The organism is Micromonospora sp. HM134, assembly GCF_007833915.1.
GTDB classification, from domain to species: domain Bacteria; phylum Actinomycetota; class Actinomycetes; order Mycobacteriales; family Micromonosporaceae; genus Micromonospora; species Micromonospora wenchangensis.
In genome coordinates this window covers 13,472-34,729 of the sequence record NZ_CP041061.1, presented here as the reverse complement: position 1 = coordinate 34,729, position 21,258 = coordinate 13,472, and the positions used below count along the sequence as shown (strand labels likewise).

Annotated in this window: 20 protein-coding genes, 2 tRNA genes and 1 pseudogene; 12 read left to right on the top strand and 11 right to left on the bottom strand. The window is 70.9% G+C overall.

All coding sequences use genetic code 11. The annotated features are described in order from the left end of the window. Positions 1-28: 28 nt before the first annotated feature. Positions 29-1,399, bottom strand: coding sequence for an MFS transporter (locus FJK98_RS00160; protein WP_240762525.1), 1,371 nt, complete (start codon positions 1,397-1,399; stop codon positions 29-31). Positions 1,400-1,482: 83 nt separating this feature from the next. Further along, positions 1,483-1,743 (bottom strand): hypothetical protein, encoded by a 261-nt coding sequence (locus FJK98_RS00155; protein WP_088647198.1) that lies wholly within the window; start codon positions 1,741-1,743, stop codon positions 1,483-1,485. A gap of 197 nt (positions 1,744-1,940) precedes the next feature. On the opposite strand from FJK98_RS00155, the gene FJK98_RS00150 reads away from it, so the two are divergent. Beyond that, complete coding sequence (locus tag FJK98_RS00150; protein WP_145917194.1) at positions 1,941-6,377, top strand: HAD-IC family P-type ATPase; 4,437 nt, start codon at positions 1,941-1,943, stop codon at positions 6,375-6,377. 12 nt (positions 6,378-6,389) lie between these two features. Here the strand turns inward: FJK98_RS00150 and FJK98_RS00145 are convergent, their stop codons facing one another. Further along, positions 6,390-7,358 carry an L-threonylcarbamoyladenylate synthase gene (locus FJK98_RS00145; RefSeq protein ID WP_145922486.1) on the bottom strand — a complete coding sequence of 323 codons (969 nt, stop codon included), beginning with the start codon at positions 7,356-7,358 and terminating at the stop codon, positions 6,390-6,392. A gap of 344 nt (positions 7,359-7,702) precedes the next feature. Between FJK98_RS00145 and FJK98_RS00140 the strand changes: the two genes are divergently transcribed. Then, entirely contained in the window at positions 7,703-8,455 is a 753-nt protein-coding gene (locus FJK98_RS00140; protein WP_205789338.1) for an HAD family hydrolase, read from the top strand. Positions 8,456-8,511: 56 nt separating this feature from the next. On the opposite strand, the gene FJK98_RS00135 is transcribed toward FJK98_RS00140, so the two are convergent. Together FJK98_RS00135 and FJK98_RS00130 are read right to left on the bottom strand one after the other, a co-directional pair. Beyond that, complete coding sequence (locus FJK98_RS00135; RefSeq protein WP_240762523.1) at positions 8,512-8,853, bottom strand: DUF952 domain-containing protein; 342 nt, start codon at positions 8,851-8,853, stop codon at positions 8,512-8,514. Positions 8,854-9,157: 304 nt separating this feature from the next. Continuing rightward, positions 9,158-9,436 (bottom strand): GntR family transcriptional regulator, encoded by a 279-nt coding sequence (locus FJK98_RS00130; protein ID WP_145917193.1) that lies wholly within the window; start codon positions 9,434-9,436, stop codon positions 9,158-9,160. A gap of 199 nt (positions 9,437-9,635) precedes the next feature. Between FJK98_RS00130 and FJK98_RS00125 the strand changes: the two are divergent. Further along, positions 9,636-9,902 (top strand): annotated as a pseudogene (locus FJK98_RS00125) (hypothetical protein); the annotation flags it as partial. 526 nt (positions 9,903-10,428) lie between these two features. Beyond that, the gene (locus FJK98_RS00120; protein ID WP_145917191.1) at positions 10,429-11,136 is read left to right on the top strand and encodes a hypothetical protein; all 708 of its coding nucleotides are present in this window, start codon (positions 10,429-10,431) and stop codon (positions 11,134-11,136) included. Positions 11,137-11,322: 186 nt separating this feature from the next. Here the strand turns inward: FJK98_RS00120 and FJK98_RS00115 are convergent, their stop codons facing one another. Both FJK98_RS00115 and FJK98_RS00110 read right to left on the bottom strand, forming a co-directional pair. Next, on the bottom strand, positions 11,323-11,739 hold the full coding sequence (locus tag FJK98_RS00115) for a hypothetical protein (protein ID WP_145917190.1): 417 nt from the start codon (positions 11,737-11,739) through the stop codon (positions 11,323-11,325). A gap of 364 nt (positions 11,740-12,103) precedes the next feature. Next, positions 12,104-12,961 carry a sigma-70 family RNA polymerase sigma factor gene (locus FJK98_RS00110; RefSeq protein WP_145917189.1) on the bottom strand — a complete coding sequence of 286 codons (858 nt, stop codon included), beginning with the start codon at positions 12,959-12,961 and terminating at the stop codon, positions 12,104-12,106. 231 nt (positions 12,962-13,192) lie between these two features. On the opposite strand from FJK98_RS00110, the gene FJK98_RS00105 reads away from it, so the two are divergent. The 8 genes from FJK98_RS00105 (at position 13,193) to FJK98_RS00070 (ending at position 19,651) form a co-directional block, all read left to right on the top strand. Beyond that, positions 13,193-13,519, top strand: coding sequence for a hypothetical protein (locus FJK98_RS00105; RefSeq protein WP_145917188.1), 327 nt, complete (start codon positions 13,193-13,195; stop codon positions 13,517-13,519). Positions 13,520-13,938: 419 nt separating this feature from the next. Beyond that, positions 13,939-14,214, top strand: a complete 276-nt coding sequence (locus tag FJK98_RS00100; RefSeq protein ID WP_145917187.1) for a hypothetical protein — start codon at positions 13,939-13,941, stop codon at positions 14,212-14,214. Continuing rightward, positions 14,214-14,450 (top strand): hypothetical protein, encoded by a 237-nt coding sequence (locus tag FJK98_RS00095; RefSeq protein WP_145917186.1) that lies wholly within the window; start codon positions 14,214-14,216, stop codon positions 14,448-14,450. Before FJK98_RS00100 ends, FJK98_RS00095 begins: the two co-directional genes overlap by 1 nt. 384 nt (positions 14,451-14,834) lie before the next feature. Next, complete coding sequence (locus FJK98_RS00090; RefSeq protein WP_145922483.1) at positions 14,835-15,923, top strand: FtsK/SpoIIIE domain-containing protein; 1,089 nt, start codon at positions 14,835-14,837, stop codon at positions 15,921-15,923. Next, complete coding sequence (locus FJK98_RS00085) at positions 15,920-16,801, top strand: hypothetical protein (protein ID WP_145917185.1); 882 nt, start codon at positions 15,920-15,922, stop codon at positions 16,799-16,801. The genes FJK98_RS00090 and FJK98_RS00085 overlap by 4 nt, the downstream gene beginning before the upstream one ends. Before the next feature lie 147 nt (positions 16,802-16,948). Further along, a complete protein-coding gene (locus FJK98_RS00080; protein WP_145922482.1) occupies positions 16,949-18,244 on the top strand; it encodes a replication initiator in 1,296 nt (431 codons plus the stop codon). Continuing rightward, complete coding sequence (locus FJK98_RS00075) at positions 18,241-18,423, top strand: AlpA family transcriptional regulator (protein ID WP_145917184.1); 183 nt, start codon at positions 18,241-18,243, stop codon at positions 18,421-18,423. The genes FJK98_RS00080 and FJK98_RS00075 overlap by 4 nt, the downstream gene beginning before the upstream one ends. A 1-nt stretch (position 18,424) precedes the next feature. Continuing rightward, positions 18,425-19,651, top strand: a complete 1,227-nt coding sequence (locus FJK98_RS00070; RefSeq protein WP_145917183.1) for a site-specific integrase — start codon at positions 18,425-18,427, stop codon at positions 19,649-19,651. 61 nt (positions 19,652-19,712) lie between these two features. Here the strand turns inward: FJK98_RS00070 and FJK98_RS00065 are convergent. From FJK98_RS00065 to FJK98_RS00055, 4 genes are all read right to left on the bottom strand, one after another. Then, positions 19,713-19,788 (bottom strand) — tRNA-Ala (locus tag FJK98_RS00065). A 32-nt stretch (positions 19,789-19,820) separates the two neighbouring features. After that, a complete protein-coding gene (locus tag FJK98_RS33760) occupies positions 19,821-19,949 on the bottom strand; it encodes a DLW-39 family protein (RefSeq protein ID WP_211291697.1) in 129 nt (42 codons plus the stop codon). 49 nt (positions 19,950-19,998) lie between these two features. After that, positions 19,999-20,072: transfer RNA gene (locus FJK98_RS00060), tRNA-Ile, on the bottom strand. Between the two features lie 286 nt (positions 20,073-20,358). Continuing rightward, positions 20,359-21,258, bottom strand: coding sequence for a DUF3566 domain-containing protein (locus tag FJK98_RS00055; protein WP_145917182.1), 900 nt, complete (start codon positions 21,256-21,258; stop codon positions 20,359-20,361).

The following is a 21,258-nucleotide window of genomic DNA, read 5'->3' as shown; positions in this document are numbered from 1 at the left end:
CCGGGCCGGCCGGTGGGATTCGCCCGGATCAGGCGGGGCGTACCCGGGCCGGCACCACCCGGCCGGCGAGCAACGCGCCGAGCAGCGCACACGCCACCGCCACGGCGAGCGTCCCCGCGTACCCGGACGGGCCGGGCGTCGTACCGGCGGCGAGCACCGTGCCGGTCAACGCCAACACGGTGGCGGTGAACAACGAGTCGGCCAGTTGCAGGGAGGAACTGTTGCGGCCCTGCTCCTCGGGGGCCGACAGGGCCAGCGTCAACACCGACAGCGACGGGAACGTCAACCCCATCCCCAACCCCGCCACCGCCCAACCGGCCACCCCGACCGCCACCGGCACCGCCGGCCAGACGGCGAGGGTGACCGTGGCCGTGCCCGCCGCCACGCAGGCCAGCCCGAGCCGGGGCAGGGTCGCCGAGGAACGCGGCGGCAACAGCCGACTCTGCGCCCAGGAACCCACCGACCAGGATAGCGCCCCGACGGTCAGCACCAGGCCGGCGGCGGTCGGCGAGAAGCCACGTTCCTGGGACAGCATCAGCGGGATGACCACCTCCGCGCCCGCGAACGCCGCCGCCGCCAACCCGCGCAGCCCCACCACCGTGGGCAGGCCCCGGGCCGCCCGCAGGAACCCCGCCGGCAGCAGCCGGGGCGCACAGACCCCCAGCCCGGCCAGGGCCACCGCCACCAGGATCACCGCGGGCACCCCACGCTGCTGCCCCCCGTGGTGCAGCAGTGCGGCGCTCACCCCCGCCCCGGCCGCCCAGCCGATCCTGGCCGCCGCGCCCGCCGGTGGCCCGGCCGGCGGCGGGCGGTGCAGCGTCCGCAGGCCCGACTCGACCAGCAGCACCGCCGGCAGCGCCACCACCGGTACGGCGAGGAAGACCCACCGCCAGCCCAGGTACTCCACGATCAGCCCGGCCAGCGCCGGCCCGACCAGCGACGGTACGACCCACGCCGCCGCGAACGCGGCGAACACCCGCCGCCGCAGCTCCTCCGGGTACGCCTGCCCGACCACCACGTACAACGCGACGGAGAGCAACCCGGACCCGAAGCCCTGCACCGCCCGGCCGACCACCAGGGTGCCCATCGCGTCGGCGCTCCCGGCGACGAACAGGCCGACGACGAACAACCCCACCCCGGCCCACATCGGCCCCCGGGGTCCCCGGGCGTCGCACCAGATGCCGGAGAGCACCATGGCCAGCACACCGGCGGCGAACGAACCGCCGAAGGCGAGCGCGTAGAGCCCCAGCCCGTCCAACGCGCGGGCCACCGTGGGCATGGCGGTGCCCACCGCCAACGCCTCGAAGGCGAGCAGCGACACCAGGGCGACGCTGCCCACCGTCATCGCCCGCAGGCGCGGGTCGTAGAGGCGGGTGGCCGGCGTCAGGGTGGCGGTCACCGGACGACGCCGGGCGGTACGTCAGACATGCGCCCAGCCTGCGACCTGCACCCAGGTTCAGGTCAAGGGTGAGCCCGGTCTCGTCAGGCCGACTCCAGCGCCTCCCCGAGCCCCTTGGCCAGCCCCGACAGGTGCTGGTCGGCGAGCAGGTGCCCGGCGGTGATCACCAGGGCGAGCGGCCACTCGATGACCTGGAGGGCGGCGAGCACCCCCAACCCGGCGTAATAGGCGATCTTGTCCGGCGGCGGCACCGCCACCTCGCCCAGCATCGGCACCTCCACCCGTCGGGTGTACGCCCGGACCATCTCGTGACCGCCGCTGAGATGACGCGTGATCGTGCTCATTCCGGCCTCCCTGCCGCTCGTCGGGTCGTCAGCGGGATTCCACCGGCACCGCCGTCCATGCCCCGCCACCGGAGGGAACTTCCCCCGCCCGGGGGGCATAACGGACGCCCGACCGGGAAGCCAGGCCGCCTGACGAACGCGGGAGGCGAGATGGCGTACGGCGGCAGTGGGCGGGACCGATCCGGCCGTACCCCTCGATGACCACGCTGGGCCGGGTGGCCGGCCGGGTCCTCCCGTCGGTGCCGGTGCCACCGCTGCTCGACGAGGCGTCCCGTACCGTCGGTTCGGCCGCCGGCCGGCTGGCCCGGGTCGCCGGGTTGGCCCGCCGTAGGGTCTGGTCCCGCAACGGCCGGCACCACATCGAGGTGCACGGCGTCTGCCAGGACGGCGGCGACCGGCTGGCCCGTCAGGTCGAGGCGGCGTTGGAGCGGATGCCCGGCGTGGCGTGGGCCCGGGTGAACGCCCCCTCCGGCCGGGTGGTGGTGGCCGTCGAGGACCCGAAGCCGAAGCTACGCGACCTGATCGACACGGTGGCGCGGGTCGAACGGATCTGCCCGCACGAGCCGGACCCGGAGATCCCGCCCCCGCACCCGCCGGAGGACGGGCCGCGTACCCCCCGGACCCTCGGCGCGCTCGCCTCCGACGCGCTGGGCCTGACCATCTCCGCCGCCACCCGCATCCTGCCGTTCACGCCGGTGCCGGGTGAGGTGGCCGGCCTGCTCACCGCCGTCGACCTGCACCCCCGGCTGCACGACCTCGCCGGCCGGGGCCGGCGTGCCGACCGCCGCACCGAGGTGCTGTTCCCGCTCGCCGAGGCGGTCGTGCAGGGCCTCACCGGCGGCTGGGCCGGCATCGTCCTCGACGGCGCGCAGCGGATCGTGCAGTGGGGTGAGGCGCGCGCCCAGCTCACCACGTGGACCCGGGCCGAGCCGGGGCTGACCGGTGACCCGGAACGCGCCGTCGCCCGCTCACCCGGCCCCGGGCGGCCCTGCCCCCGGCCCGACGGCCCCGTCGAGCGGTACGTCTCGACGATGCTCGCCACCGGGGCCGCCGCCGGGGCCGCCGCGTGGCCGGTCGTCGGCCCGAAACGGGCCGCCGCGCTCGCCCTCGCCGCGCTGCCCAAGGCCCCCGGCAGTGGCCGCGAGGGGTACGCCGCCCAACTCGGCCGGGTGCTGGCCCGCCGCGGCGTGATCGCCATGGACCGCAGTGTGCTGCGCGAACTCGACCGGATCGACACGGTGGTGCTGGACGCGGCCGTGCTCGGCTCGGCCCGGTGTGTCCTCGCCGACCTGGCGCCGCTGGCCGGCACGGACACCGGGGAGGTTGCCGGCCGGGCGTTCGCCCTCTTCGACCCCGATCAGCCGGACGACGTACACGAGGCCGACGGTTGGCGACTCGGACCGCTCGCCGGCCTCGACGCCGTCGACCCGGGGGACACCCCGCAGAGCCGGCGGCTGCGCGCGACGGACGGCCCCCTGCTCGGCCTCGTCCACGACGGCACCCTCGCCGCCGTCGTCCGGGTCGCCCCCGAGCCGGCCCCCGGCGTCGACGCGCTGCCCGCCGCCGCCCGGCACGCCGGCCTGCGCCTGGTGGTCGCCGGCCCCGACCCGCAGCGGTACGGCTTCGCCGACGCGGTGCTGCCCGGCGGGGACCGGCTCGCCGGCTCCGTCCGGGCCCTGCAACGCGACGGCGCGGTGGTGATGCTGCTCTCGGGCGACCGGGCGGCGCTGGCGGCGTCCGACTGCGGGCTCGGCACGGCCGGCCCCGACGATCTGCCCCCGTGGGGCGCCCACCTGCTCGTCGGCACCGACCTGCGGATCGCCGCGCTGCTCATCGAGGCGGCCGGGGTGGCCCGGCGGATGACCGGGCAGAACATCCGGCTCGCCATGGCCGGCACCGGCCTCGGCGCGTTGGGCGCGTTCACCGCCGCCGTGCCGCAGCTTCCCGACCGCAGCCTCTTCGCCGTCAACGGCGCGGCGGCGCTGGCCTTCGCCAACGGGGTGTGGCGGGCCCGCCGGCTGCCCGGCCCGGACGGGTCCCCGGCGCCGGCCGCCACCGCCTGGCACCTGATGCCGGTCCCGACCGTGCTGCGTCACCTCGACACCGGCCCGGACGGGCTGACCGACGCCGAGGCGCAGCGCCGGCACCGCGCCGACCCGGACCCGTCGGGCGGGCCGGTCGGCCTGTTCCGGGCGTTCGTCGACGAGCTGGCCAACCCGCTCACGCCGGTGCTGGCCGCCGGCGCGGTCCTGTCGGCGGCGTTCGGCTCGCTGGTCGACGCGGCCCTGGTCGGCGGCGTGGTCGGCGGATCGGCGCTGGTCGGGGCGGTGCACCAGCGCAACACCGACCGGGCGCTTGCCGAACTGCTGTCCCGCTCGGCGGTCACCGCCACGGTGCTGCGGGACGGGGTCGAACGGGTGACCGCCGCCGAGGATCTCGTCCCCGGCGACGTGGTGCTCCTCGGCCCGGGGGACGCGGTGCCGGCCGACTGCCGGGTGCTCACCGCCGACGGTCTGGAGGCCGACGAGTCGTCGCTGACCGGTGAGTCGCTGCCGGTGACCAAGGGGGTCGACCCGGTGGTCGCCGCCGCCCTGGCCGACCGTTCCTCCATGGTGTACGAGGGCACCACCGTCGCCACCGGTCGCGGCACCGCCGTGGTGGTCGCCACCGGTGCCGCGACCGAGTCGGGGCGGAGCCTCGCGTTGGCCCGGCAGGCCCCGCCGGAGAGCGGGGTGGAGGCCCGGCTCGGCCGGCTCACCCGCTCGGCGATCCCGCTGGCCGTCGCGTCGGCGGTCGCGGTGGCGGGGGCGGGGCTGCTGCGGGGCGTACCGCTGGGGCAGACGGCGGCGACGGCCGCGAACCTGGCCGTGGCGTCGGTGCCGGAGGGGTTGCCGTTCCTGGTCAGCGCGGCCCAACTGGCCGCCGCCCGGCGGTTGGCCGAGCACGGTGCGCTGGTCCGCAACCCGCGCACCATCGAGGCGCTGGGCCGGGTGGACGTGCTCTGCTTCGACAAGACGGGCACCCTCACCGAGGGCAGGCTGCTGCTCGCCGGGGTCGGCGACGGCGGCCGGTTCGCGCCCGTCGACCGGCTCGACGACGAGCTGCGCCGGGTCCTCGCCGCCGGGCTGCGCGCCACCCCCGACGCGGCCGATCCGCAGGAACTGCCGCAGCACACCGACCGGGCGGTCCGGTACGGCGCACGGCAGGCGGAGACGACCGAGCAGACCGGCGCGGCCGGGTGGACGGCGGTGGGTGGGCTGCCGTTCGAGCCGTCCCGGGGTTACCACGCGACCGTCGGGCGGGCCGCCGACGGCATGCTGCTCAGCGTGAAGGGCGCCCCGGAGACGGTGCTGCCCCGGTGCGGCGCGTGGCGGCGGCCGGGCGGCCGGGACGAGCCGCTGGACGACGAACGCCGGAAGCGGCTGCACACCGTGCTCGCCGACCGGGCCGGGGCGGGACACCGCATCCTCGCCGTGGCGGAGTGCCGGGTCGGTGCCGAGACGGTCACCGACGACCAGGTACGCGGGCTGGTCTTCGTCGGTTTCCTCGCCCTCGCCGACGGGATACGCGACAGCGCCGCCCCGGCGGTCCGCCGGATCAGGCAGGCCGGCGTGCACACCATCATGATCACCGGGGACCATCCGGCCACCGCCGAGGCGATCGCGTCGGCGATCAGCCCGGATTCCGACGGGCAACGGGTGGTCACCGCCACCGACCTGGACCAGTGGGACGACGCGGAGATCGGCGAACGGCTGGGCCGGACCGACGTGGTGGCCCGGTGCACCCCGGCGCACAAGGTACGGATCATCCAGGCGTTGCAGAGGTGCGGGCGGACCGTGGCGATGACCGGGGACGGCGCCAACGACGCCCCGGCGATCCGGCTGGCCGACGTCGGCATCGCCCTCGGCCAGCGGGGCACCCCGGCCGCCCGCGCCGCCGCCGACCTGGTGGTCACCGACGACCGGCTGGAAACCATCATCGCCACCCTGGTCGAGGGGCGGGCGATGTGGTCGTCGGTACGCCACGCGCTGAGCATCCTGGTCGGCGGCAACCTCGGCGAGATCGCGTTCAGCGTGCTCAGCGCCGCCGTCACCGGCCGGTCGGCGCTCAACGGCCGGCAACTGCTCCTGGTCAACCTGCTCACCGACCTGGCACCGGCGCTGGCCATCGCGGTCCGGCCGCCCGACGCCGACCACGCCGACGGGTTGCTCCGCGAGGGGCCGGACGCGTCCCTCGGCGGCACCATGACCCGGGAGATCGGGCTGCGCGCCGCCGCCACCACCCTCGGCGCGACCGCCGGCTGGACGGTGGCCCGGTGGACCGGCCGGGACCGGCGCGCCGGCACCGTGGCCCTGGTCTCGCTGGTCGGCACCCAGCTGGGGCAGACCGTCCTGGCCGGCGGCACCAGCCCGACGGTGCTCGTGTCGACGGCGGCATCGGTCGGGGTGCTCGCCGCCGTGGTGCAGACCCCCGGGGTGAGCCAGTTCTTCGGCTGCACCCCGCTCGGCCCGGTGGGGTGGAGCATCGCCGCCGGGTCGGCGCTCGGCGCGACCTTCGCCAACGGCGCGCTGACCCGGCTGGTGGAGCACCTGCCGGCCCGGGGTCGGCCCGCCGGCCCGGCGTCGGCCGGCTAGCCCTGCGGCGGGTCAGGCCGGGGGCGGGGACCAGGTGGCGGCGGCGCGACCCAACCTGTCGTTGACCGCCCGTCCGACCCCCTCGTCCGGAGCCGGTTCGGCGAGGATCTCGGTCACCCCGGCCGCGTCCAGCCGGTGCAGCGCGTCGAAGAGGCGGGCGGCGGCCTCGGTCACGTCACCGGCGGGCGACAGCACCTCCACCGCCGCGTAGCCGGCCGCCGGGGCCGCCCGGAAGGCGAGGTAGCCCCGCCGGACCCCGTCGGCCGCCGCCGGCACCGCGCCCCGCACCACCCGCAACGGGGTACGCGGCGCGTAGTGCGCGGCCAACGTCCCGGGGGCGACCGGCTGCCCGGAGCTGCCCGGGCGGACGGTCACCGGGCCGACCGCCGCGACGAGTTCCTCCACGGCGAGCGCCCCGAGGCGCAGCACCACCGGCTGCGGGCCACGCGCGTCCACGATGGTCGACTCGATTCCGCACCGGGTCGGGCCACCGTCGAGCACCACGTCGACGGCCGCGCCGAGCCCTCGGACGACGTGCTCGGCCCGGGTGGGGCTGAGCTGCCCAAACCGGTTGGCGCTCGGTGCGGCCACCGGCACCCCGGCGGCCCGGATCAACGCGCGGGCGGACGCCTCGTCGGGCACCCGTACCGCCATCGTGTCGAGGCCGGAGGTGACGATCGGCGGGATCACGGCCGGCCGGTCCACGATCAGTGTGAGCGGACCCGGCCAGAACCGCTCCGCCAGCGCCGCGACGGTCGGGGGCAATGCGCCGACGAGGGCCGGCAGGTCGGCGGCGTCGGCCAGGTGGGTGATCAGCGGATCGAAGCTGGGCCGTGCCTTCGCCTCGAAGATCCGCGCCGCGGCCCGGGCGTCCAACGCGTTCGCGCCGAGCCCGTAGACCGTCTCGGTGGGGAAGGCCACCAGCCCGCCGGCCCGCAGCACGTCGGCGGCCTCGGCGATGCCGTCGTGTTCGGCGGGCAGGACGCGGGGGGAGCCAGTGGTCACCCCCCGACGCTAGCCTGCCGTCAGCGCCCGGACCGGTGCGGGTGCCCGTCGTCCGCAGGCGGTGCGGCGGCCTCCACCCGGCAGGTCCCCGCCCCGGAACTCCACCCCCCGCAACGCCGTCGGCGCGCCGGGCGATGTCGGTCACGGAGGCGGGCGCGGTGGTGAGGTCGCCCGCGTAGCTCCGCGATCGCGGCGGGCGGGTCGACCCCGTCGTACGGCCGGTCGATCCCGGCGGCGCGCAGCCCGGCGACCGCGTGTGCGGTCGACACGGACGCACCGGCGCTGTCCCGTGGCCGACCGGGCGGGGGAGGATTACCGGCATGCTCCGCGTACCGCAGGCTCTGCTGTTGGATTTCGGTGGCGTGCTGGCCGACGCGCCCGGCCAGTCGCCGGCCCCTCCGGAACTCGTCCGACGGCTGTTCGACCTCGTCGACGGCGCGGTGTCACCGGAGCGGATCGCCGTCGACCTGACCGAAGGCGCGCGCAGGTACTCGGCCTGGCGGGACAGGGCCGGCCGGGAGGCCGCCCCGACGGAGCTGCCGCACGCCCGGGTCTGGGCGGAGTTCGTCACCCCGTCGTGGCCCGGGCCGGCCCGCGACGCCGTCGCCCGGGAGGCGACCCCCCTGTCGTACGCCTGGACCCGGCGGTCGGACTGGGCGGTGCGGCCCGGTGTCCCCGAGGTGCTCCGGGCGGCGGTCGGGGCGGGCCTGCCGCTGGCCGTGGTGAGCAACACCCTCTGCGGTGCCGCACACCGCGACTTCCTCGCCGCCGCCGGTTTCGCGGAGCTGTTCGCCGCGCAGTTCTACAGCGACGAGGCGGGCGCCCGCAAGCCGAACCCGCAGCTGGCGCTGCTGGCCGCAGCGGCCGTCGACGTCCCGATCGCGCACTGCTGGTTCGTCGGCGACACGCTGGGCCGCGACGTCGAGTGCGCCCGCCGTGCCGGTGCGGGCGCGGCGATCCTCATGCGCTCGCCCCGCACCGACCGGGAGCCGCCCCACCCCGCCGTCATTCCCGACGCCCGGGTCGAGGACGGTCACGGCCTGCTCGCCCTGCTCCGGCGGGCCACCGACTGAGTCGCGACGATCCCGACCGGCGGCTTTCCCCGGTTCGGCGGCGTTCGGAATGCCGTCTACCGCTGATCCGGCGGAAGCGCGGCGTCCACCGCCGACGCCCCGGCGACCGGATGGACACCGACCACCGCGTCCAGCGGCAGAGCTGAGTAGACGTGCGGGAACGATCCGCCGTCGGGGGAGTCCTCCCACCGTACGGCCGTGCCGAGCCGCCGGGTGTCGAGCGCCACGACCACCAGCGCCGGCTCCGCCGCGAAGAACCGAAGCGCCGTCGCGGCCACCTGCGCCCGTGACGAACAGTGGACGAAACCGCTGCTCCGGTCGAACGGGGAACCGTCGAAACCGCCGCCGGCCTCGAACTCCGACCATTCGGCGGGCAGCAGAATCTTGTAGATCAGCACGGCTCAGCGTGGCAGACCGGCCGGCTCGCCGCCAACCATGGTCGGGCCGTCAAAATCACCCGTCAGCATGGTTGAGCTGCGAAGGCGGGGTCCGGAGAGAAGACGAGGTGCGCCGATCGGCCCGGCCGTGGCGACATCAGTTTCGAGTGGAGCCCAGGGGACTCGAACCCCTAGTGCCTAGAGACGGACGGAGATCGCCTCAAATCGGATGGAGCCGACCTCCGACCAGGGCAGGAAATGCCAGCGACTCACGGCGTCTTACACCCGTTTCCAGGCTCGGTTGTGCCGGATCTGTGCCCGATGATCATGCCTCGGATATCGAAGGCTGTTGACCATCTGGCTTGACGAACGTTCCGCGCTGCGGCACCACGAACAACACGCCCTGGTCCACGAGTACCGCGATCGCGCGTCGCACGGTCGCCCGAGCAAGGCCGTACTCCTGAACAAGCTGAGACTCGGACGGGATAGCCCTGTTGGGCTGCCAGTCACCCCGACGAATCCGGGCCACGAGGATGCCAGCCAGTTGACGATACGGCGGCAGTGGCGCGCCGTGATCGATGTCAGCGTCCGGGTCGGGCTCCATGCTGCTGACGCTAGAAGTCCTCCCATGATCGGCATCGACCTTCTACGTATCTAGACGTAGGTAGTCCAGCGTTGGTACGTTGCGGCTATCCCGCTGTGCTGGTCGTGGAGGCCCCAACCCGCCCCGGTGCGGCGGTACCCCTGCCCGGCCGGTCTCCTCCGAATCCGGTCGGGCAGGGCCACCGCAGGGAGGGAAGAGCATGCCTCTTGACCCACGGGCCTTACCCCGTCTCCAGCCACCGACGCCGGGTGAGGAGCTGCTGATCAGCCGGGAGGCGTCCGTGCAGTTCGCGCGGACACCGGCTTTCGTGTTCCGGGTGATCTCGGTCTGCCCCCGGCCCACCTATGACGGCTGGGCGTGGGTGACCGGTTACCAGCTCGACGGCCAGGGCCAGGCCGTCACCAAGCGGGAGATCTTCGTACGGCTGGCGGGCCTCAAGCGGATCCGTCGTTCTGATGGGCGCCTGACGGCGGGCTCGGCTTTCGTGTCACGGCCGAACACCCGGTGGACACCGCCACAGCAGCGCCTTTGACCTGACCCCGACCAGCCACGCAGCCGGCCCCTGGTCGACCACCCCGCCCACGGCGGCTCCCCACCCCCTTCCCAGGTGCCGATTTTGAACTGACCTGGACAGCGGTAGGAGCTGGCACGGGGGGTCACCAGCCGGGGCACCGCGACCGCCGCCCCCATGCTTGGGGCTTGCCGGTCCTTCCCCGCGCAGCATTCTCGGAGCCCAGCTCCGGCGGTGGCCCGTCGTAGCGCCGGGGTACAGGGGGGTTGTCCGGCCGGCGTTCTTAGTCGATGTTGGCGGGCATCTACTGGGCTAGCGACGGCCCGACCGTCAGCGCTATACGTGTAGCGCGCCCGATCAGTGGCCCCAAGCGCGGGATCACCTGCTCACACCACTGCTCTATCGGACGGGCTCTATGCTACGCGATCGGCGAGGCTATCCTCACGTCACTGCTGGTGATCGACGACCTGAAGGAGATGCCTTGATATCGGAATCGATTTATTGGCGGCGCGATCTCTTCAACCTCGCAAGAGAATTGCGACGCAAGTCATCACAGCGCAACTGGCAGGAGGCTTCGGCGGTTCGCCTGGAAAAAGCCTTGCTCGTCGGCTGCTATGCCGTCCGACGGCTACTAGATTCCGCCAAGCTCTCCAACTCCTACCGAGAGAAGACGATATCGGCCGTAGAATTACCGGCGCTGGACGTCAACTTGAGACGCCTGCATTTTGCGCCGCCAAACGATTTGGAAATTATAGGTGAGATGTACGACTTCCGGGCGGGCAGGTCGATTGACCTCAAGCTGCCGGTCTTCATCAACCAGTTTATACATAGCTACACGCTGCTCTACATTGTGCCTTGCGATGAGGTGCCCAGAACAGTCATATTGGTAACGTCTGACCGCGATAGACTTAAGCGCCTGCTGGCATTCTGGCTAGACGACATTGCGCACTTGTTTGAGCATGCCGCGATAAGCGATCAAAGCGAATTTAGGCGGACATGGAACGAGGCCAAGAAGGCATACATTTTCGATGGCAATCTCGAACCGAGCACGCGGCTTGCCGAATGGGGGTTCGCTTCTTTGGACGAACTCAACGACGCAATTTCTCGATACGACAAAACGTTCAACGTAGGCAATCTATCCGCAGCGTTGGCGACCCTTCGTCAGGCAATAGAGAGCTGCCCGGATTGAATTGCCTCACGACTTCTGCCCCGTTTTCGCTGTCGACACGTCTGGAGGGAGTTTCTGCTGCGCCGTGCGCCGGGGCGTGACCGGCCGCCAGGCCGCACGCGCGCCCCGGCGCGACACGGCGGCGGGCCGCAGGCCCGCCCTTGACCAAGTAAAGAAAGTCTGAACACACTACGCTCCGGCCACGCGCTACAGGCGACAAACCACCGCCGTGGCGTCGTCCCGGTGCTTATACCTCGGCCAGATCAGACCATCGGGATCACGGTCCTCATATTCGCGGGTGGCCGCAATCAGGGCGGATGGGCCTTGCTCGTAGGCGAAGGTGAGTAGCCCGGACCAATCCATCGCACTGAAATCGGTAACGAGAAGAGCGGCACCATCTGACAGCAGGGCAGCGCCGCGTACGTCGTCCACAACTCCGGAAATCGCATGAGCAGCGGCCGACGGGTCAACCTGCGCCACCCAGTAGCCACCGGGCCGATTTCTCACCTGTTGCTGCTCGCGAATCAGTGTGAAGAGCGCACTTTTATCACTCTTGTCCTTGCCGGAACTGGCGGCCCGCGCACTATCCGATGCGAAGGCTTCAACCGACTTGTCCTGCATCACCAACGGTCCGCCGTTATTCCGATCAAGCACTATCACGGAATCCGAGAGAACGAGATACTCTAACGAATCCCCGACGTGCCTCACCATTGCCACTGTCGAGCACGGAGAGCCAGGGTGGTCAAGGTCGCAGGAGTCACGGTGCATGGCTGCCACGGCATCGATGGACTCCGCTAGTACCTCCTCCAAGCCTCGACCAGAGCTACCCGCCAGCCACAACAGATTGCTTCCGAGCTGGTGCACGTACCAAGGCGTTCCATGCACGCAGCCTGTCTCCGACGCCTCAGAGAGTCCGTCAAGGACTACGGCAGTGCTCGTCGTGGCTCCGGCCCAATCCTCGTTCCTGCCATCGGGACGTCCGGATTCACTAGCTACGCTTACGTGCACTCTTCCTCCCGGGCTGATGAATTGGTGCCAGCAGTTCCGCGCGCTGAATCTGGCGCGATTCGGGGTCCCACTCGCACTCGACCAGACATGACCAACGAGTAGCCTTCACGTCCCGATACAGGTCGCTTAGCTCCTGTTCGAGATACATTGCCGCACCCTGACCGCCTGGCGCATGGATTCCAGCCATGTAAAGCCAGTAGCCCCGCCCGTCCGGCCTCGGCAGGCGACCCAGATAGGCATAGTCACCGGGCTTACCCGAATCCTCCGGGGAACGGTACTGACGCCCGGTTGCCTTGTCGTGAAGATACCAACCTTCGGCATCCTTCTCGAATCCGTAACGCTCGTCCGCCGCTAGCATCTGCGCAATCAGTGGCGACCGTCGCGGACCACAGATCACCACCAACCCCTCGCGGTTGAGATCGATTAGGCCGGGGGGAACGATGTACTCGACCTCGACGGGCTCCAAGCCAGTTCGGCGTACGGTGCGGTTAAGGATCTCGATCGCAGCCGCATGCTCCTGGTGCACGACCGGACGCCCAGACCCGCTCTCCTGCTTGGTGTCGACTGCGAACGTCACGGTCGACCCCTCCGAGAACAGGATGCGCTCCGGGGCTCTCTTCGGCGCGGCGCTGAGCTGTGACAGCCGTGCCCGACTGACGCCTGCTTTGTCGGCAATCTCCGCCAACGTCATACCTTGGCTGCGCAGGTAGTCCACGGCATCCCGGCGCAGCTTGCCAAACTCAGCGATCGCAGCCTGATAGTCGGCCATTGCCTCAGTTGCCAGCCGAACCCGATCCAGCGGGTCCGGGGTGTCTCTGACCCTCTGTAGCTCTTCCACAGACTCTCCCTCCGGGGTGGTGAGGCCAGTCTAGTAAGGGGGGTTACGGATAACTAGAGCGACCCCTTGACGAAGGCGGAAGCCCGACTTACGGTTGTGGCGTAAGGGGGGTTACGGAGGCAGCTCCAGACCCCTCCGAGCCTGGGGACCACTGTGTCCGCCCTGTTCGGAGAGCTACCTAAGGCAACGACGTCCGACCACCTGAGGGTCGACCGAAGGAGAGAAGCCCAGATGCGGAACATCCCTGTGGACCTGTCCGGCTACAAGCTGCGTGTGGTGGAGGAGCCGTCGGTCAAGGCGGATCAGGAGGGGAAGGTGATCACGGCTTACGGCACGAATGACCCGCTGTTCACGGTGGCGGTGTTCGCCAAGCCGGTGGCGACGGAGGACGGCTACCGGGGCAAGGGCGAGGAGCTGAAGGTCACGCTCTCGGCTGACCCCGGCCAGGTGGAGGAGGGGGAGTTGGTGGAGCTGATCGGGCCGACGGTGTCGCACTGGGAGCGGGATGGCCGGTCGGGTCTGACGTGGAAGGCGCAGGGCCTCAAGACGGCGCGGTGAGTCGGGCACGTTTCTGATCGTTCGCCCCGCCCCTGTGTGGTGGGTGACCCGTTCGAGTCGGGTCGGGGCACTTTTGTCGGGGCAATGGGCCGTTGATCGGTTCATCCTCGGCAGCATGTTCATTGAGAATTACACAGTGGATAGAACCTTGCCTGAAACAGGTTGATATCACTATTCAAGAATTGAGGGGAGGTTGCTATGTCTGATTTCGAGTTGGCTCTTATCGGGTTGTTGTTGCTGTCGGTTTCGGTGAACGTCGGTCTGGTTCGTCGTGAGACGCGTCGGTGGCGTCGGGTGTGGCGTCTGACGGGCCGGGAGTGACCGCCTGGTCGGTGGTTTCCATCCCTCCTGGGTGCGGGTTCCCGGGGGTGGGTGGTGTCCACCGATCGTGTGGGCTTCCGTGACCGGAAGGAGCAGGTGTGGATTTGGTGCCGGAGTTGGTGAAGTCGATGACCGGCCGGCGGCGGTATGAGGCGTTGGTGGGCAACGTGCAGGGCCTGGCGATGCTCCTCGACGGCGTGAAAAGCCTGATCAAGTCGTGTGAGCCGCCACCGGGGACGCTGTACCAGTTCGCCGCCCGGATTGAGGACCTGGAGGACGCGCACCGCCAGGCGGTGGAGTCGCTTCTGGCGTTCAAAGTGCGGGTCAAGACGTATGAGGCGGACCTGATCGCCAAGCCGTGGAAGGTGAACTGATGTCGTACCGGGTCACTGACACCTACGACGCGGTCGATCAGGCGATGCGTCTGCTGCGGCGGTCGATGAAGGGAATGCCGGAGCGGTACCGCTACATGAAGAACTACGACGAGTTGCGTCGGGCGGTGGCGGTTCTGCTGGTCCTCCTCGAAGAGGCCACGCCGTGGCTGGAAGAGACCGACAAGGCGAAGCGGGCGACGACGCTCGCGAAGAAGATGCTCGAAGGAGTTCGCTGACCGACAGTTCTTCGACGGAAGAAGGCCCGGGTTGGTAATCCGATCCGGGCCTTCTTTGTGCCCAAAACATCAGCAATTGAATTGCATCCGATTTGGTGAAGGTAGGTGCGGGAGATGGGTAAGCGCGTTCGTGGTTGGGAATGGCGTGTGGCGGGGTGGGCTGCCAGGCACCCGGGGTTCGTGGCGGCTCCGGCCGCTCTCGGCGCGGGGATGCTGGAGTTCGGGCCGGCGACCACGGGCGGCGTGATGGCCGGTGCGATCGCTGCCGGGGTCGGCTGGTACCGGGGTCACCCGGACTCCTGGGAGCTGGTGGCGGCCCCGAGGTTGCGGGCGGTGCGGCGGCGGTGGCTGTCCCGGGCTTACCTGGGGCCGTGGTGGAGCCGGGTGGTGGAGGCGTGCAACCTGGTCACGGTCCACCGCACGACGGGTGTGATCAACGTGCCCCGGATCATCCGCATCCGCTCGCACTCCCCGTCCACGGAAACCGTCTACGTGCGGTTGCTGCTGGGGCAGACGCCGAAGATGTGGGAGGAAGCCGCTGACGCTCTGGCGGTCGCGTTGCAGGCGGAGCGGGTCGGCGTCGAGCGGGTGCGTCCCCAGGTGATCGCGTTGGTGGTGCAGCGCAGCGAGCCGTTCACGGAGCCGATCATTCCGCCGGACCTCCTGGCGGATTCGGAGGCGGTGGACCTGTCCCGGGTGTATCTGGGTGAGACCGAGCACGGCACCGATTGGGTTGCGCCGTTGCTGGGTCAGCACTGGCTTGTTGGTGGGGCGTCCGGGTCCGGGAAGAACTCGGTGACGTGGATGGCGTTGCGGGCGTGTGCGCCGCTGATCCGTGACGGCCTGGTCCGCCTGCACGTGGTCAACCCCAAGGGCACCGAGTTGAACGCCCTCCAGCCGGTCTCCCACCGGTACGCCGAGACCGACGGCGACATCGTCGAGGTCATCCAGGGTTTCTGGGCCACGATGCAGGACCGCAAGCGCACCTTGGCCGAGCAGGGCCGGCGAACCTTCGTCATGTCCCGGGAGACTCCGCTTGACGTCCTGGTCCTTGACGAGTTGGGCGCGGTGACCGGGTACGGCGACCGGTCGTTGACCAAGGGCGCTCAGGCCGTGTTGCCGCTGATCCTGTCGCAGGCTCGCGCGTTGGGCGGCACCGTGGTCGGCGCGCTTCAGGAACCCACCAAGGACGTCATCCCGCAGCGTGACCTGTTCTCCCTGCGGGTGTGCCTGCGGGCCACCTCGGCCGGGCACGTCGACATGGTCCTGGGTGAGGACATGCGCCGCCGGGGAGCGCTCGCTGATGAGATTCCGAACGTGCCGGAGTCGGCGGGGATCGGGTTTGTCGTGAAGCAGCGTTCTCGTACCCCGGTGCGGGTCCGGGCCGCGTACTGCGACGACTCCGACATCGCCGAGCTGGTGCGCGTCGCTGGCTGGCCGGTGTCCGAACTCGCCGCGACGGGCCAGCGATGAGCGATACGCGGCAGGGTGCCAAACCGCCTCGGCCGGTCCGCAAGCTGTCCCGCCGGCTGGACGTGGCGCGGCAGCTTCACGACCTGGAGCAGGATTCCGCCGCGCTCGACATCGTGGACATCGAACGGCTTCGGGTGTCGGTGACCCGGTCGCTGTGGGTGTTCCTGGCGGTCGGGTCGGTGTTCACCACCACCGGCGTCCAGGACTTCCTGGCCGGGCACCTCACCCCGGCTGATCCGGTGTGGTGGGGCTGCTGGGGCGTCGAGCCGTGCCTGGTCGGCATCCTCATCACGATCCTGCGATGGGAAGCCGCGATGATCGCCCGGAGCATCGATATCGACTCCGGGGCCGTCGACTGGCTCAAACGGTTCCTCCTCGGCTCCACCCTCGTCATGAACGTCGTACCGGCGCTCTGGCCCCGTGAAGGCTCGATCAGCGCGGGCATGCTCGCCGCCCACATCATGGTGCCCGTCCTGGTGTTGTTCCTCGCCGAAGTCATGCCCATCGTCCAAGCACGCTGCACCCAAGCACGCCGGGCCATCGTCCTAACCAAACCCGAGACCAGCCAGCCTGAACCCGCCGTGTCGGCCCCGACTGCGGTGCTCGACGCCCCAGCCGTTCCGGTCATGCCGACCCCCACCCCGGTTCCGGTCCCGACTCCTCGGGCGGAAACTCCTCCGGCTCCGGCTCCGGCGGTGGAGTTGGAGGGACTGGGCATCCCGGCCGGAATGCAGGCGCAGATCCGGCAACTCGTCGCGGACTCGCCCGCTCCGGTAACCGCCGTCGACGTCCAGCGCGTCACCCGTCTACCGCTGCCGATCGCGGCCCGGGTGGTCGACCGGCTCACCCCGGTCACCGCCAACGGCTACCAGCACTGACCTTCACTCGCTACGGCCTGCCGTGCCCCTCCAGACCACCAGGGGGCACGGCAGGCCCGTCCCTGGAGGGATTCCATGTCCTCACCTCCTCGTCTCTCTCGACCCACCCCGGTCGACCACGACCCCGAAGCCGCGCTGACACGGTGGATGCGGTCGCCGGCGTACAAGGAATGGCGGGCCGGCGTCGAGAGCGTCAAAGGCTGCCTCCAGCCGGTCCGCCTCGTCGGCAAATGGGAGGTCCGCCACCTCGGCACCGGAGACCTGATCGCCGCACGGCAGGGCCGGGTCTGGGCCTCCTGCGGCACCCGCCGCGCCGCCGTCTGCCCCACCTGCGCCGACCGATACGCCGCCGACGCCTGGCACCTCATCCACGCGGGCATGAACGGCGGCAAGGGCGTCCCCGACACCGTCGCCCGATCGACCCGGCTGTTCGTGACCCTCACCGCCCCGTCGTTCGGCACCGTCCACAACCGGCCCGGCAAGCGGCCCTGCTCCTGCGGACGCTGGCACCCGGAAGGGCATCCGCTCCTGGGTAGCCCGCTCGATCCGGGCACCTACGACTACGTCGGCGCGGTGCTGTGGCAGGCACACAGCGGGCAACTCTGGCACCGGTTCACCATCGCCCTCCGCCGGGCCGTCGCCGCCGCTGGCGGCCTCACCGTTCGTGCGTTCGGGGCGCACCTGCGGATCTCCTACGCGAAGGTTGCCGAGTACCAGCGGCGCGGCCTGGTCCACTTCCACGCGGTCATCCGCGCTGACGGACCCTCCGGCCCGGACTCGACGCCTCCGGCCTGGCTCACCCCGGACGTGTTGGCCGACGCGGTCCGTACCGCGGCTTCGTCCGTCGAGCTGGACACCGCCCGACCCGACGGAACCCCGCTGGTCCTCCAGTGGGGCAGCCAGGTCGACGTCAAGGACATCACCGCCACCGACATCGACGTCACCAACGACGGCGACGATGGCGACCAGGTCGTCAACGACACCCGGCTCGCCGGCTACATCGCCAAGTACGCCACCAAGGGCACCGGGGCCACCGAAACCGGAGACCGGCGCATCCGCTCACAAGAACACATCGCGCTCCTACGGGTGTCCAACCACCACCGGGCCATGATCCAAACCGCCTGGGACCTCGGCGGCCTCGACCAGTACACCGAACTCAAGCTGCGCCACTGGGCGCACATGCTCGGCTTCCGGGGCCACTTCCTCACCAAGTCCCGCATCTACTCCACGACCTTCAAGAACCTCCGGGCGGAGCGTCAGGCCCACCAGCTCCGCACGGCGCTCACCGACGCCGGGCTGCCCGACGACACCGCCGTCCTGGTCGCCAACGACTGGCAGATCCTCGGCATCGGCTACGACACCCCCGAACAACTCGAACTCGCCACCGCGATCGGTGACCGCATCCGGTCGGCCCGACAGCAAGCCAGGAAGGAACCCCGATGAACGCCACCCCCGAACGGCTGTGGAGCGTCACCGACGTCTCAGCGTTCCTCGGCATCCCGGTCGGCACCCTCTACCAGTGGCGGCACCGCCGGATCGGTCCCCGCGCCTCCCGTGTCGGCCGGCACCTCCGATACGACCCTGCCGACGTCCGCGCGTGGCTCAACCAGAAGGCGGCCTGATATGGCAGTCGATGACCTGTGGTACCTGACCAAGCGCGGGCCAGACGGTAAGCGGCTTCCGTCGAAGCGGCACGGCCGGGGCAAGCGGTGGCGGTGCCGGTACGAGGATGCCAGCGGCCAGGCTCGGGAGCGGTTGTTTGAGCGCAAGGTCGACGCTGACGACTTCGATGCCCGCGCCCGTGCCGGTGTCGCCGAAGAGGCGAAGGTGCAGCAGTCAGAGCGTCACCTGACCTTCAAGGAGTACGGCGAGCGCTGGCGTCTCTCCCGCGAAGTCGGCTGGGCGCTGGAGACGCGGAAGCGGGTCGAGTCGAACCTTCGGTGTCACCTGTACCCGGTCTTCGGTGATCGGCCGCTGCGGGCCATCCGCCTGACCACCGTTCTGGAGTGGTTGACCCGCCGGTTGGGCGAGGGCACGCCGAAGTCCTCACTGAAGCTGTACGTCGAACTCCTCGACGCGGTGCTCAGCGCTGCGGTCACCGACAAGCTGATCCCGGACAACCCATGTGACGGTGTGAAGCTGGCCCAGGTGCTCCGCGGCTTGACCCACGCGCCGAAGTGGGTGCCCACCGAGGATGAGGTTCTGGTGCTCCTAGACGTCGTGCCGGCCCGATACCGGGCGGCGGTGTGGTTGGGCGCCGGCCAAGGCTGCCGGTTCGGTGAAGCCCTCGGAATGGAGCACAGCGCACGCTGCGTCGACCAGGAGCGAGGAAAGCTGCACATCATTCAGCAGTTGCGGTACGCGCCCCAGGAGTACGGCGGCTTCTACATCTCCGAGCCGAAAGCGGGTTCCGCCGGAACCATCGATCTCGACCCGGTCGTCGGCCAGGTCCTCACCGAGCATGTCCAGCAGTTCCCGCCCGTGCCCGTCGACCTGGTCGACATCACCACGGGCGACCCGGTCCGACGCACGGTGCCGCTGCTGTTCACCACCAGTCGCGGTAACCCGTTCACGGACCGGACCTGGTCCCGGGAGTGGGCGGACTGGCGAGACACCGCCGGCTGGCCGAAGGAACACGGCACGTTCCACGCCCTGCGGCACTTCTTCGCCACGACCCTGATCACGAACCACGCCGAACCTCAGGAGGTGCAACGGCTGCTGCGGCACAAGACGCTGCGGATCACCCTGGAGACGTACGTGCACTGGTGGCCGAAGCGGGAGCGTCCGAAGGGCTTGGTCGGCGCAGTGCTACGGGCGGCAGGTTCCAGAGGGATTCAAGATCAATCCTGACCTGTGCCCATCGTGTGCCCGTTGATCTTCACGAGCTGTAACGCCTGGTCAAGGATGATGCTGGTGGAGCCCAGGGGACTCGAACCCCTAACCCCTGCCTTGCAAAGGCAGTGCTCTGCCAGTTGAGCTAGGGCCCCGAGGGCGGGTCGAGCCGCCGGGTGCTGGCTGGTCAGCGCAGGTCGGGCGAGGTGGTCGCCTCGTGCCACAGGGCGCGCTCGTCGTTGGATTCCTTGACCTTCTTGGCCACCACAGCGGCGACGCCGATGATGCCGACCAGGAACAGAAGCTTCTTGAACATGGGGCGACCCCTCGCGCTCGACTCGACTGCCCGTCGGAACGGTGTGCGGTGGGGCTAGCTGGAATCGAACCAGCGACCTCAGAGTTATCAGCTCTGCGCTCTAACCGACTGAGCTATAGCCCCGCGTGGCGACGAGCAAGATTAACCCATCGCGTCGTCCGCTCCCAAATCGGGGTGGCCGACGCTCCCGCGCCTTCCCGACCGTACCCGGTCGGCCCGCGACGGGGCGAGCCCTTTCCCCCGGTCCTGGAGCCGGAGATCCACCCCCGTGACGGGGAACAGCGGCGTCGGGGCGGCTCGGACACCGCTGGATCGACCCACGAGCGAGCCCGCGCGGGCACGGCCACCGGGCTGGGAAAGCACGACGCCGGGGCGACCGCTGTTCGCGGCGCCCCGGCGTCGGGTCGGATCAGTCGCGCTCGGCGAGCGTCAGCTCGATCCCGCCGACCAGGTCGGCGCAGACGTTGTAGACGAACGCCCCCAGGGTGGCGAGCGCGGTGAACAGCACCACGTTGACCAGCCCGACGAGGGCGGACGTCAGGATGACGCCCTTCGCGGTGATCTGGAAGCCGCTGTTGGTGCCCTGCCCGCCGCTGGCGCTGACCAGGTCGGTCAGGCTGTCGTTGACGCTCTGGAACACGCCCATCGCGTCCAGCGCGAGGTAGAGCACCGAAGTCGCCACGACCACCACGATGAACAGCACCACGGAGACGGCGAAGGCGAACTTCATCACGGACCACGGGTCGATCCGCTTGAGGTTCAGCCGGGCCCGGCGCGGCCCCCGGGAGGCCGCCGAACTGACCGAGGTACGCGCGGCGCGTACCGCGTCACCCACCCGCGCGGCGCCGACGGCGGCCGCGCCACCGATGCCCGGGGGCAGGCCGCCGCCGTTGGCGGGGCGGGCGTTACCCGCCCCCGTGGTGGGACGGGCGTTGTCCGGGGTCGGCCGGAAACCACCGACCTTCGGCTGGGTGCCGGTCGTGGACGGGGAGGTGGCGGCCCCCACCGCGATCGGCTGTGTCGTGTTGCTCGACCGGGCCGCCGCAGCCACCGGCTGGGTGGCGGAGGAGGGCGCGTCGCTGCCCGTCGGCTGGGGCTTCTCGGTCGCCCCCGAGTCCTCACCGGGCTTGTCCGGCGGCGGTGCCATGCCGGGTGCCCGGGTGAACTTCGGGGCAGGCGCGTCGGCGGGGACGGTGGCCCGACCCACGGCGGCGCGGCCGGCGGGGGTTGTACCGCTCTTGGCGGCCTCCTCGTCGACCGGGGTGGCCGAGGTCCCCTTGTTCCCCGACTTCGCCTGTGTCTCCGTCAT

Coding starts and splice junctions, on each gene's coding strand:
- FJK98_RS00155 (WP_088647198.1), bottom strand. CDS start 1,743: ATGAGCACGATCACGCGTCATCTCAGCGGCGGTCACGAGATGGTCCGG.
- FJK98_RS00150 (WP_145917194.1), top strand. CDS start 1,941: ATGACCACGCTGGGCCGGGTGGCCGGCCGGGTCCTCCCGTCGGTGCCG.
- FJK98_RS00140 (WP_205789338.1), top strand. CDS start 7,703: ATGCTCCGCGTACCGCAGGCTCTGCTGTTGGATTTCGGTGGCGTGCTG.
- FJK98_RS00130 (WP_145917193.1), bottom strand. CDS start 9,436: ATGGAGCCCGACCCGGACGCTGACATCGATCACGGCGCGCCACTGCCG.
- FJK98_RS00105 (WP_145917188.1), top strand. CDS start 13,193: ATGCGGAACATCCCTGTGGACCTGTCCGGCTACAAGCTGCGTGTGGTG.
- FJK98_RS00095 (WP_145917186.1), top strand. CDS start 14,214: ATGTCGTACCGGGTCACTGACACCTACGACGCGGTCGATCAGGCGATG.
- FJK98_RS00085 (WP_145917185.1), top strand. CDS start 15,920: ATGAGCGATACGCGGCAGGGTGCCAAACCGCCTCGGCCGGTCCGCAAG.
- FJK98_RS00080 (WP_145922482.1), top strand. CDS start 16,949: ATGCGGTCGCCGGCGTACAAGGAATGGCGGGCCGGCGTCGAGAGCGTC.
- FJK98_RS00075 (WP_145917184.1), top strand. CDS start 18,241: ATGAACGCCACCCCCGAACGGCTGTGGAGCGTCACCGACGTCTCAGCG.
- FJK98_RS00070 (WP_145917183.1), top strand. CDS start 18,425: ATGGCAGTCGATGACCTGTGGTACCTGACCAAGCGCGGGCCAGACGGT.
- FJK98_RS33760 (WP_211291697.1), bottom strand. CDS start 19,949: ATGTTCAAGAAGCTTCTGTTCCTGGTCGGCATCATCGGCGTCGCCGCT.
- FJK98_RS00055 (WP_145917182.1), bottom strand. CDS start 21,258: ATGACGGAGACACAGGCGAAGTCGGGGAACAAGGGGACCTCGGCCACC.